Genomic DNA, 11,431 nt, shown 5'->3' with positions numbered 1-11,431 from the left:
GCAGGGATGGTATAAGAGTTTGTTTATGATAGATTTTTCAAGAAGACGACAACCATTTTTTTCAAGGACAGAACGCATGGCTCTCGGCTTTGTTCGCCGTCATCCGGTCCTGATCGGTTCGCTGGCAGGTTTGCTGCTCCTCGTCGCCCTGGGACTGATCTTTCTTCCCAGGGGCATCCATTTCGCTCTCGAGCGCTGGCTGGAGCGTCAGGGGCGCATTTCGGCGGAGATCGAGAATGTCGATTTCAATCCTTTGACCGGCAAGCTCGTGGTGCACACCCTGATCGCCCAGAGGGAGGAAGCCCCCGGGCGCATCCGGTGGGAGCGGGCGAGTTTCGAGATCGGCTGGTGGCCCCTGCTGGAGCAGAATCTGAAACTCACCAGCATCAATCTTCGCGACGCCGTGGTCACCGTACGACGGACCCCTGAGGCACTCTATATCGGCGGACTCAGAATCCGCACCGACGATGCGGCAGGAAAACAGAAGAAGGATGGGAAAGGCTGGGCCTTCGGTTTCGAGGATGTAGACCTGTATAACGTCAGGGTGCGTTACCTGGATGAAAGCTTCACCAAAGAGATTCTGGTGGAGGAGGCGCACATTGGTGCCATGGCCCAATGGAAACCCGAAGAAGCCGGGGCGTTTAGGGCCCGGCTGAAGGTCGCCGAAGGCACTCTCTTCCTCCAGGGGCAGGCCAGCCCTTTCGCCGACCAGCCGTCCTTCGACCTTCAGGTGAAGGTCGACGCTGTTCATCCTTCCTGGATGCAGCCGTGGTTCCGGGAAGCCGGCCTGATTGTGGAAAAAGGGGTGTTGTTCGCCGATATCAAGGCCGATGGAAGCTATCTGCCGGAGAAGGCCGGGATAAAGATGGAGGTCGCCGGCAGCGTCCGGCTGGAACAGGCCAGGGGCCGGACGCCGAAAGTGGCCGTCAAGAACACCCAATTGTCCTGGAGCGGCCGCATGGAGGTCTCTCTGCAAAATCAGGAGGCGCCCCTCTTTGCTGCGGAAGGGACCCTTGAGAGTTCCGGATTCGACCTGCTGCTTGTCGAGCGGGACCTTGCGGTCTATGCGGAAAAAGCGAACGCGGATCTGTCTTTTCAAAAGGGAACCCCCGAGGTTCCCACCGATGCCGGTTTTCTGCTCGATCTCACCGGCACCACCGGCCGCATCTCCCTGTCCGACAGGGCCAGGAACCTGATCATGGCCTCCTGGGATCGCCTGGAGCTGGATCGACTGCAGACGCGGGGGCTCAAGTCCTTCTCCCTGGAACAGGGGCTCGCATCCAACCTTCGGCTGCTCGAGCGGCCGGAAATGAAACCCCTTCCGTTCTATCTGCAGGCCGCCCATGTCGAGTCGGGAGGTCTGAAATACGGCGGCGCCGGGCCCCTGATCCTGGAGAGTCTGCAGGCGCAAAATCTTGGCGCGCTGCTGATACGGAACGAACAGGGGGTCGTGCTGTCCCCCTGGAGGATGCCCGCTGAAAAAAAGCCGAAAGAGAAATTCGAATGGCCGGCCATTCGTCTCGGATTCGTCAATATCGGCACGGGCAGCCGCCTTTTGATCCGGGACCGAAGTCTGGAACCGGCTCTGCGCCTGGATATCGATCCGCTCCAGATCCATGTCAGGAACTTTGATACCCTCGCCAAAACCGAGCAGCCGGCGCTGCTGGATATCGCCCTGGAGGCCAACGGCCACCCCCTGTCCCTCAAGGGCGAGGCGCAGGTTTCCAACCAGAAGATCGCCTTCGAGGGCCGGGCCACCCTTTTTCAATGGCCCGTTTCCCTGGTCCAGCCCTATCTTCTTGAAAAGGCCTACGTTGAAAACGGCCTCCTCAGCCTCAATGCAACAATCGAAGGTGCCTACCAGCGGCCCGAGGGGAGCCTGGATCTGAGGATGAAGGGATCGATCCTGGCCACCCAGGTTTATGGCGAAGTCGGAGGGATGCGTTTTCGGGATGTTGCTCTGAACTGGACCGGAAACACTTTCTTCACAACAACTATCGGGGGTGGACCAACGGCCGGAAAGCCGACCTTCACTGCGGATGGGGAGGTGGAGGTTCCTCAGTTCTCCATGGTGCTGCCCGAGGCCCGAATGGGGCTGCGGGGAGAAAAGGCACGAATCCGCGCGGATTTTGCCCTGGGAACAGACGCCGTGCCCCAGGGAGCCCCCTTCCTTTTGCAGGGGGGCGGGAGGCTGGCTTCTCTGCAGTTGCGGGAGCGGGACAAGGAGCTTGACGTTGCAGTTCTCCGGAACATGGAGATAGACGGGATGCGCCTGACCGGCGCGGACAACCTATCCGCCGAGCGGCTGCGAATCGCCGGGATGCAGCTGCTGGAGCGTCCCGGAGAAACCGAGGTGGGAAATCTCTTCTTTTTAAACGGCGAGCGGGCCGAGCTGGAAAATCTGCAGATAGCAGGACCCCGCGATCTGGCTGTGGCCGAATGCAGTGTTCAGAAACTTCAGGGAATTCTGGTCCGGGATGCCAATGGGGATTTCCCCTTCGGCAAATGGCTGCCGAAAGAAAAAGAGGAGGACAAAAAGCCGCTGAGCCTGCGCATGGGGCGCTTCGACATCAACGGCGGGGACAGCCGCCTCCGCTATCTCGACCGCAGCGTGGATCCTTTCGTCAAACTGGAGCTGCAGCCGTTCAACATCGGCATACAGGATCTGAACCTGGCGGAGGGCCGGCCGAGTCCCCTGCAGATGGACGGAAAATTCGGCCGCTACAGCAATCTGCGCCTTAACGGCCGGCTTCTCTCGCTGCAGGACAAGCCGTCCATGGATCTGCTGCTGGAGATCGAGGGGCTCGACATGACCAAGCTCACGGGCTATACGGAAAAGCTTTTCGGCTATGCGGCCAAGAGCGGCAATCTGGACGTAATGGCGGACATCCAGGTGCGGGAAGGCAGCCTCGAGGCCCAGACGGACTGGAAAATGACCAAGCTGAATCTGGATGCCGTCGATCCGGCAACCCGTCAGGAGATCAATGTCTTGCTCGGCTTCAGCCTGCACACCGGGGTTGCCCTGCTGCGCGATGGCGACGGGGTCATCAAGCTGAATATCCCGGTCAGCGGGACCATTACCGATCCCGATTTCGATTATTCAGACGTGATTCAAAGGGCGATTCTCAAGGGGATCCGGACGGCGGCGCTCGGTTATCTGTCCCCCCTGGGACTGGCAGCCAAGCTGGGCAAGGAGCTGCTTCTGGAACCGGTCTTCGAGCTGCGCTTCCAGCCGGTGTCCTTTGACCCGGGCCAAACGCAACTCTCCGAACAAAACCGTCAACACCTCCGGGATGTGGCAGGCAGGCTACAGAAACGGCCGCAGGTGACCATAATCGTCTGTGGCGTTGCCGTGCCCGCGGACAAAGAGGGTGATCCCTCCGAAGAAGAGTTGTTGCAGGTGGCACGAAGGCGGGGTGAAAACGTAAGGGACTATCTCACAGCACAGGGGATAGGACCCGAGCGGCTGGTCCAGTGCGCTCCCGACGTGGACCGCTCCGAGGGTGCCGAACCGCGGGCGGAGATTGGGATCTGAGTCATCTGAGAGGCCGGGGCAGGGGCGGGGGAAAGGGTTGGTTGCCGCTGAAAAAACCCTTGACATACTAAGCAGCGTCAGTATAATCCAGCCCATCGCTTGAGCTGGAGCGATATAAATTCCCCGGTAGCTCAGTCGGTAGAGCAGGCGGCTGTTAACCGCCTTGTCGCAGGTTCGAGTCCTGCCCGGGGAGCCAAAAATCCATCCGCTGATTTCAGCGGTTCTTATTTAACGCAAGGCCCCGTGGGGTGATCCCCTCGGGGTCTCGTCGTTTCCGGCGTGCCCACGCCGACTTACGCCCGCCCGCACATTTATCCTGATTCTCCATTTCGAAGCCCGCAGTCCGGGGACTGGGTGCAACCCTGGGGGTTGCGGGCGCTCACCGCAAATGTCCTCTCCGAATTCTCCCGTTCTCCGTTTTTCGACCCGCCTTGTTTAACAGCCCGGCTGCATCCGGACACCCGTTTCGACATTTCGAACTCCCCTCCGGTAGGTATCTGCCGAAAGCCGGACCAGTGGGTCCGGCGCAAGCGGATTACCAGACAGCGGAAACAGCCGTGAGATCGGAGACCGTTGTGGGTGCCGGCGACATCGCCCTCGGGCGGTGTCGAACGGGCTCCAACGGCCTTCTCAATGACCGGCCTATCCAGTCCCGCGGCATCCATGACGGAACCCTTCCTCGGCCTCCCGCAAAAGGAGGACCGGATGCCGGACAACGAACACGTCCCCACCTCACTTGAAGAGGTGATATCGGAGATCGCCACGATCCTGGCCAGAGGCTACATGCGCCATCGAAACGGACGCCGAATCGCCCCAGATTCCGGCAGTGGGGCAGAGCATGTAGCGCAAGTTGAAGAATCTGAGGCGTTTACGGAGAAACGCCTTGATATTCCGGGCCACCGAAGCCTTCATTCATTCACGAGTTAACGCCCTGAGATTGCGGTGCGGACGGGCCGCCCGCAGGGCGAAGCCCATGAAGCAAAGGAGGTTTCGGATGGAAGCAACAACGTATCAAGAGGTCCAGGGGCTCTCCCGGATGACCGTCGGAGAACTCCGGGACAAGTACCTCGAGGTCTTTGGGGAGGAGACCCGCTCCTACCATAAGGAGTTTCTTCGCAAGCGAATCGCCTGGCGCATTCAGGCTCTGGCGGAGGGTGACCTTTCGGAGCGGGCCCGGCGCAGGGCTGAGGAACTGGCCAATGACGCCGACCTGAGAACGCGGTCTCCGCGTGATCCGGTCGCCTCGGGTTCCGCCGAGGTCAAAGCGAGAACGGCGACCAGCCGCATATCCCCGTCGCACGACCCGAGGCTGCCGCTGCCCGGAACTCTGCTCGCCCGCGAGTTCCAAGGCCGCGACATTGTGGTCAAGGTACTCGACAACGGCTTCGAGTTCGACGGCCGACGGTACAAGTCCCTCTCAGCCATCGCCAAGGAGGTCACCGGGAGCAAGTGGAACGGGTTCCTCTTCTTCGGTATCGCCGATGCCGCGACCAAGGGCGGGAGCCGCAAACCCGAGAGGAGGAACGAATGAGCAGAAACAATAACCACGGCCGGGGAGAAGCCCTGGAGTCGGCATCAAGAACCAACGGGACGATCCGCTGCGCCATCTACACCCGCAAGTCCACAGACGAGGGGCTGGAGCAGGAGTTTAACAGCCTCGACGCCCAGCGGGAATCCGCGGAAGCCTATATCGCGAGCCAAAGACACGAGGGATGGGTGTGCATCCCGGATCGGTTCGACGACGGCGGCTTCACCGGCGGCAACATGGAGCGGCCCGCCCTCAAGCGGCTCTTCGCCGGCATCGAGTCGGGCGGCATCGACTGCGTGGTGGTCTACAAGGTGGACCGTCTGAGCCGGTCCCTTCTGGACTTCGCCCGCATGATGGAGCTCTTCGACAAGCACTCCGTGAGCTTCGTCTCGGTCACCCAGCAGTTCAACACGACCAGTTCCATGGGGCGGCTCACGTTGAACATCCTTTTATCTTTTGCCCAGTTCGAGCGGGAGATCATCTCGGAGCGCACCCGCGACAAGATGTCCGCCGCACGGCGCAAGGGCAAGTGGGTCGGCGGGATGCCGGTTCTCGGGTATGACGTCGACCCGAAAGGCGGCAGGTTGATCGTCAACGAGGACGAAGCCGTACAGGTCCGGGGGATGTACCAGCTCTACCTGGAGCACAAAGCCTTGATCCCTGTCGTTCAGGAAATCGAACGACGCGGCTGGAAAAACAAGCAGTGGATCACCAAGAGGGGTCAGGAGCGCGGCGGAAAGCCTTTCACCAAGAACAGCCTCTTCCGGCTTCTGACCAACGTGATTTACACCGGCAAGGTCGATTACAAGGGAACCATATACAACGGCGAACACGACGGAATTGTCGACGTCGATCTTTGGCAGCGGGTGCAGGATGCTCTCCGGCGGAACGGCAGCACCGGCGGCAAGGAGGTGCGCAACAAGTACGGAGCCCTCCTGAAGGGGATTCTCTACTGCGCTCCCTGCGGCACGGGGATGGTGCATACATACACGGCCAAGGACAACGGCAAACGGTATCGCTACTACGTCTGCCTGAACGCGCAACAACGAGGCTGGGCGTCCTGTCCGACCAAGTCGCTCAACGCGCACGAGATCGAGACCGCGGTGGTCGAGCACATCCGAGGCATAGGCAGGAATGAGGAAATCATCGCAGCGACGGCTGCAAAGGTTCGGGAAGAGAGCGGCAAGCGCATGGTGGAACTGGAAACCGAACAACGCGGCCACGAACGTGAACTCAAACGGCTGCACACCAGAGTGCAGAAGCTGGTGAGCGAGTCCTTCACCGCCGCCTCGAACGGAGGGGCGGCCATGGACCAACTCGCCGACCTTCAGGATCAGATTCGAACCATAGAACAGCGGATGACCACCATACGCGAAGAGGTCATCGCCATCCAGAGAGAAACCGTTGACGAAGGGGATATGGCCCGGGCGCTGGCGGTCTTCTCCCCGGTTTGGGAGGCACTGTCCCCCCGAGAACAATCACGGATCGTCCGACTCCTCGTCGAGCGCGTCGGTTATGACGGGCGGGACGGTAGAGTGACCGTGACTTTCCGCTCAGCGGGATTCAAGGCGCTGTGCAGCGAGGCCGACATCCGCAGTCGGGAGGTGTCCGCATGAAAAATACCGCATCCGACGGAACGGGACTGAGCCGGCTGGAGATCTCCTTCAGTTTCAAACCCAAGAACCGCAGGAAAAGCGACAACCATCCACACGAGGTAGACCGAACCATCGAGCCGGGGAATCTGCCCCGCATCTCGAAGCTGATGGCATTGGCAATCCGCTTCGACGGACTGGTCCGGCGCGGCGAAGTGCGGGACTATGCCGATTTGGCCAGGCTCGGCTATGTGACGCGCGCACGCATCACCCAGATCATGAACCTGCTCAACCTGGCCCCGGACATCCAAGAGGCGATTCTCTTCCTGCCCCGGACGGTCAAGGGGCGTGACCGGCTTCGGGAGAAAGAGGTCCGTCCCATTGCCGCAGTTCCCCACTGGTCGCGTCAACGAAAGATGTGGGCGAAGCTGACCGCCGAGCGGATGAGCTGACGCCCCCGCTCAAGGCAACCGGCCGCCTCTCTATCCACCCGTCCGATCACCGATCTCTCTTTTCATCCCCGCCGGCAATCCCCAAACCTCCTGATTCATGTACATTTTTTCTATTGACCTGATGCCTATCAGGTCGTATAATATCAGCCTGTAATGTGGCCGTAGTTTGCCCTGACCGGGCCCTGCGGCCATTGGCGTTCATAAATAAGCCATTTGGATGGTTGAGGATACACATGAGTCAAAGACCGCGAGGCAGACGCCCCGTTCAGGAAATAACCGAGCCGCAACGCCGTACATTGAAGGAGATCCGCCTCTTCACGAACCGGCGGGGGTTCCCCCCGACCATGAAGGAACTCGCGGACATCCTCGGCATATCGCACGCCAGCGCCCACGGCCAGGTGAGCCAGCTTGTCCGCAAGGGCTATCTGAAGCGCGAACCCCGGAAGGCTCGTGGAATTGCGATTGTCCGCGAACCCGAGGACGACATCCCCGATCTTGTGGCCGTCCCCATCGTCGGCCGGGTGGCGGCCGGCCAGCCCATCTTGGCCGAGGAGAACATCGTCGGAGAGGTGCTGGTCGAAGGCGGGATCGCCAGGGCAGGCCGGTGCTTCGCTCTGGAAGTGACCGGAGACAGCATGGTGGACGCCGGAATCCGGGAGCGCGACCTGGTGGTGGTGCGACAACAGCCCGTGGCGGAGAACGGTGACATCGTGGTCGCGTTGTTGGAGGACGAGGCCACGGTGAAGCGGCTTTATATCCGCGGCGAGAGAATTGAATTGAGACCGGAAAACCCGAAGCATCGACCGATCCCCGTGGGGCCCGACGACGGGCTGCGCATCATCGGCAAGGTCGTCGCAGTCAGGCGGCCCGGCTCGGAAACGCAAACGCCGGGAAGGGCCTGGCTATAAAGAACAAGGAGGAAAGAACGAATGGCGACGTACAATCTCAGGCGTTTTGCCCATGCCGACGGCCTCAAGGCCATCGCGCGTGAACATCTGTTGGCTCTGCTGAACCCTCACAAGCCCTACTTCGACGGCAGAGGATTGACGTTGCCGCCGCCGTCCGCCTCCGACGGCATCGACTACGACCAACTCGTCAATGTGCTCATGAACCCGGATACGGACACGCCGAAGGGCCTGCTCGACGCACTCTACTTCGTGCATGAGATGGCCACGCCCGAAGCCATGGACGTCCTCTTACAGGAGGCGGAGAACAACGGCATCTCTCTCGACGGGAACCCGGACCCCACCGCGGCCGACGTGGCCGTTCAGGTCTACCTGCAGAACAAGGACCTTCTCGAGCGCAAGCACGCCGAGCAGTACCTCTTGAAGCCCCGGTCCTTCGAGTATTTTCAGACCGATACGCATCCGATCCCCAAGTTCAAACCGCCGACAGCGAAAGCGCTCGTGGCTCTGGAAAAGGACCTCGACGATTGGTTCGAGAAGAAGAAGCGCGGACGGGGATCGAAGGTCTTCGTTTACCCCAAGAAGGATTCCGTGTGGTTTCTGGTGCGTCACGGTGATCCGTTGCGGCGTGAGGGCAGCCTCGACGGCGGTCAGGCTTCGAGCGTCTTCTACCGTCCAGAGAAATACGACGTGCTGGTTTACGAACCGACCATCGGTGAGATCCGAATGCATGCTTGCGGAAAAGGGGAAAAGGACCTCTTCCGCCGGCAGTTCGGCCGCCATGTGTTCAACAAGGAGGATTTCTTCCCTGAGACCGGCAAATACACGCTCGAGCCGCTCCGGACCGACGGAGATGCCTCCGTCGTCTGCACGGACGTGGACGGTATGGAGTGGGTGCGGCTCAAGGAGATACAGTTTTTCTGGGGCGGCGCGGAGAAGGAGACCGAGATACGCAAGGCCAACGACGTGTTCGCCGCCTACGCCGGGCGCGGCCGCACCATGCCCCAGAAGGCACGGATCATCCGGGCGAGCTTTCAGGTGAAATTCACCGACTCCAAGACGGCCCGGACCGTGACCATCCGCCCATCGAACATCGCCCAGTACACCAGGGACAGCGACGCCGCCGTGGTCGAAGACTGGCTCACCAAGCGCGGATTCATCCTCGCCGAGCAGGAAGACGGTGAGGAATAGACCGACCGGATTCTGGCAGGCACTTGAAACCGTCCCCGGCGTGGCCGCGGTGGATGCCGAGTGGAAAGCCCGGTTCGGGAACGACTATGGGGCGGCGAAGGCCTTCCTTCGTCCGAACGGCAAACTGGCGTCTTCACATCCCTGCATGGTTCAACGCGGCTGTGGCTGTGAGCACGAAGTGGTCGTGCACGGTCCGGAGGACATTGTCGCCGTCTGCAGGTGCGAACGTGGATGCGAGACTTTTGTCCTGCAGCGATCCGACATCGTGGTCTATGAGCTGGATCGTCCGACTCTCGACACGGCGCTCGCCAAGGTCTTCGACCTGATCGCAGAAACCGACGCGGGAACCGATCTTCCCGGAACGACGCGCATCGGCGTTTACTCTCCATATGCCGGATACCGTTTCCCAGTCTACCTGACCATCCAGATCGAACCCGACGATTTCAGCGAGGCAGTGGATGGTCTCCTGGGGAGGAATAGCACGCCGTTCATTCTCTTGTCTCCCACACGGGAACTCTGCTCCGCGAAGGCGGAGAAGCGGCTGACCGACAAGCGGTCTGGCTTCGTGTCCCTGTCGGAAAGCGTTGCCATCGGTGACAAGCGACAACTTCGGCTTCTTCGTCCACTCGATGAAGTCCTGGCCCAATTCCGCAGTTCCAATCTTCCATCGCCGAAGGAAGGAGACTCCATGGTCTTCTTCCCCACACCACCGGATGCAACCTGGAGAGACGTATCGATCCGCTTCAAGGACGGGCATACCGTCTCGGTCAAAGCGAAAACGGCCGGAGGCGTGTTCAATTACACGCAGATGGGCATGGCCAACAAGAAGAACGGCGATCCCACCGTTCAATGGGATCTGCTCAAGACCTTCGCCGAGGAGCGAGGGGTTCTTGACTGGACCAGCAATAAGGCAGACCGGAAAAACCAGAAACGCCGCGAACTCCTCGCCGCCAACCTGCAGGACTTCTTCCGCATCGAAGGCGATCCCTTCCGCCTGACGGATGACGGAAAGGGCTGGCAGGCACTCTTCCTCATCTCCCCCGACGAATAGTCTGTTCTCCGAGTCAGCGAAATTTCGCTGGGCCTCCGGAAAAAAAATCAAAAAAAGTTTCCTCTCTGTAGCTCAGGCATCCGCCTGAAATCTCAGCATTTTCCTGCCCATCGCCATCGACGTGCCGGGCCGTTCCGCCCCTCTGATCGAAATTTCGCCAAAGAGGGGTGACGGTCCGGCGAGACCCTCACCCTGGAAGAAACGCCCGGATGATCCGGGTGAACGCCCCCTGGGAGGTCCATTCGCCGGACCCGCCTCCCAGGGGGCTTTTCGTTGATGCGCCCAAGTGCGCGAAAGGAGGTCCGGTATGACGGATGTCGTGACAAAGGCGGCCCTGACTCCTGCCAGGAAACGCCTGGTCGAGCTGATGCAGGAGATCAACTACGGGCGGATCGAGGGACTGCGCGTCCAAAACGGCGAGCCGGTCTTCGATCCCCCGCCCACCGTGCTGCGGCTGTTTCTGTTCGGCAAGGACAACGGACCGAACGAATCCCGCGGCAACGACGGCTTCGCTCTGAAAAAGAAGGTGGCGGAGCTGTTCGAGGTCTTCGACCGGGAGCGTTCGCTCTCGATCCAGGAACTCATGATCGACAACGGATTGCCCGTCCGCATGACCGTGGCGGACGCGGTCCGGGTCTGATTCAGACCCGGCCATAGAGCACGGTCCATCACCAGACAACAGACTGGCCGCAGAGCGGAGGTCGTTGTGGGTGTCGCCGATACCGGCGTACTCGCAACACCTCCGCTCGCTTCATTTAGAGCGGTCGTCCCGGCATAGGTCGACACCCACACGAGCTCCTCCTCGGCCCCGAGGAGGCTCAGATGGGTTTCGACAAACGCTACGAAGGAATCGACGAGTATGCCGTTCAGATCATCAAGTACAAGGCGAGACAACTGGTCGGACGGGTGGGCTTCACCGAGTCTGACCGCGAGGACCTGGAGCAGGAGATGCTGATGGACCTGCTCCAACGCCTGCCCAAGTACAACGCCGACCGCGCCCAACGCAACACCTTTATCGCCCGCGTGGTGGAACACAAGATCGCCACCATCATCGAGGCGCGGAAGGCCGGCCTGCGGGATTACCGGCTCTGCAATTGTTCGCTCAACGACCGCTTGGAAGACGAGGAAGGCGGCTCCGTCGAGCGCATGGAGACCATCGATCAGGAGGATTACCTGC

At 60.7% G+C, this 11,431-nt stretch carries 11 protein-coding genes and 1 tRNA gene; 11 read left to right on the top strand and 1 reads right to left on the bottom strand.

Going from position 1 to position 11,431, the window contains the following annotated elements:
* Window positions 1–76 precede the first annotated feature (76 nt).
* Together R2940_12625 and R2940_12620 are read left to right on the top strand one after the other, a co-directional pair.
* Complete coding sequence (locus tag R2940_12625; protein MEZ4600624.1) at window positions 77–3,535, top strand: DUF748 domain-containing protein; 3,459 nt, start codon at window positions 77–79, stop codon at window positions 3,533–3,535.
* A 120-nt stretch (window positions 3,536–3,655) separates the two neighbouring features.
* Window positions 3,656–3,731: transfer RNA gene (locus tag R2940_12620), tRNA-Asn, on the top strand.
* 115 nt (window positions 3,732–3,846) lie between these two features.
* Here R2940_12620 and R2940_12615 read toward each other — a convergent pair.
* Window positions 3,847–4,200, bottom strand: a complete 354-nt coding sequence (locus R2940_12615; GenBank protein MEZ4600623.1) for a hypothetical protein — start codon at window positions 4,198–4,200, stop codon at window positions 3,847–3,849.
* A gap of 40 nt (window positions 4,201–4,240) precedes the next feature.
* Between R2940_12615 and R2940_12610 the strand changes: the two genes are divergently transcribed.
* The 9 genes from R2940_12610 to R2940_12570 form a co-directional block, all read left to right on the top strand.
* Window positions 4,241–4,462 carry a hypothetical protein gene (locus tag R2940_12610; GenBank protein MEZ4600622.1) on the top strand — a complete coding sequence of 74 codons (222 nt, stop codon included), beginning with the start codon at window positions 4,241–4,243 and terminating at the stop codon, window positions 4,460–4,462.
* A gap of 67 nt (window positions 4,463–4,529) precedes the next feature.
* Entirely contained in the window at window positions 4,530–5,066 is a 537-nt protein-coding gene (locus R2940_12605) for a DUF2924 domain-containing protein (GenBank protein ID MEZ4600621.1), read from the top strand.
* A complete protein-coding gene (locus tag R2940_12600; GenBank protein ID MEZ4600620.1) occupies window positions 5,063–6,679 on the top strand; it encodes a recombinase family protein in 1,617 nt (538 codons plus the stop codon). The genes R2940_12605 and R2940_12600 overlap by 4 nt, the downstream gene beginning before the upstream one ends.
* Window positions 6,676–7,107: a hypothetical protein gene (locus tag R2940_12595; GenBank protein ID MEZ4600619.1), complete on the top strand. Its 432-nt coding sequence runs from the start codon at window positions 6,676–6,678 to the stop codon at window positions 7,105–7,107. Before R2940_12600 ends, R2940_12595 begins: the two co-directional genes overlap by 4 nt.
* 233 nt (window positions 7,108–7,340) lie before the next feature.
* Window positions 7,341–8,015 (top strand): transcriptional repressor LexA, encoded by a 675-nt coding sequence (gene lexA, locus R2940_12590; GenBank protein MEZ4600618.1) that lies wholly within the window; start codon window positions 7,341–7,343, stop codon window positions 8,013–8,015.
* 21 nt (window positions 8,016–8,036) lie between these two features.
* Window positions 8,037–9,203 carry a hypothetical protein gene (locus tag R2940_12585; protein ID MEZ4600617.1) on the top strand — a complete coding sequence of 389 codons (1,167 nt, stop codon included), beginning with the start codon at window positions 8,037–8,039 and terminating at the stop codon, window positions 9,201–9,203.
* Entirely contained in the window at window positions 9,193–10,254 is a 1,062-nt protein-coding gene (locus R2940_12580; GenBank protein ID MEZ4600616.1) for a hypothetical protein, read from the top strand. Before R2940_12585 ends, R2940_12580 begins: the two co-directional genes overlap by 11 nt.
* A gap of 307 nt (window positions 10,255–10,561) precedes the next feature.
* Window positions 10,562–10,894 carry a hypothetical protein gene (locus R2940_12575; GenBank protein ID MEZ4600615.1) on the top strand — a complete coding sequence of 111 codons (333 nt, stop codon included), beginning with the start codon at window positions 10,562–10,564 and terminating at the stop codon, window positions 10,892–10,894.
* A gap of 182 nt (window positions 10,895–11,076) precedes the next feature.
* Window positions 11,077–11,431 (top strand): sigma-70 family RNA polymerase sigma factor (locus R2940_12570; GenBank protein MEZ4600614.1); only part of this gene is annotated, 355 nt, incomplete at its 3' end.

It is taken from the genome of Syntrophotaleaceae bacterium (genome assembly GCA_041390365.1).
Classification (GTDB): Bacteria; Desulfobacterota; Desulfuromonadia; order Desulfuromonadales; family Syntrophotaleaceae; genus JAWKQB01.
Note: the sequence above shows the minus strand (reverse complement) of the source record. Positions and strands in the feature narration are given on the sequence as shown.

Coding starts and splice junctions, on each gene's coding strand:
- R2940_12625 (MEZ4600624.1), top strand. CDS start 77: ATGGCTCTCGGCTTTGTTCGCCGTCATCCGGTCCTGATCGGTTCGCTG.
- R2940_12615 (MEZ4600623.1), bottom strand. CDS start 4,200: ATGGATGCCGCGGGACTGGATAGGCCGGTCATTGAGAAGGCCGTTGGA.
- R2940_12610 (MEZ4600622.1), top strand. CDS start 4,241: ATGCCGGACAACGAACACGTCCCCACCTCACTTGAAGAGGTGATATCG.
- R2940_12605 (MEZ4600621.1), top strand. CDS start 4,530: ATGGAAGCAACAACGTATCAAGAGGTCCAGGGGCTCTCCCGGATGACC.
- R2940_12600 (MEZ4600620.1), top strand. CDS start 5,063: ATGAGCAGAAACAATAACCACGGCCGGGGAGAAGCCCTGGAGTCGGCA.
- R2940_12595 (MEZ4600619.1), top strand. CDS start 6,676: ATGAAAAATACCGCATCCGACGGAACGGGACTGAGCCGGCTGGAGATC.
- lexA (MEZ4600618.1), top strand. CDS start 7,341: ATGAGTCAAAGACCGCGAGGCAGACGCCCCGTTCAGGAAATAACCGAG.
- R2940_12585 (MEZ4600617.1), top strand. CDS start 8,037: ATGGCGACGTACAATCTCAGGCGTTTTGCCCATGCCGACGGCCTCAAG.
- R2940_12575 (MEZ4600615.1), top strand. CDS start 10,562: ATGACGGATGTCGTGACAAAGGCGGCCCTGACTCCTGCCAGGAAACGC.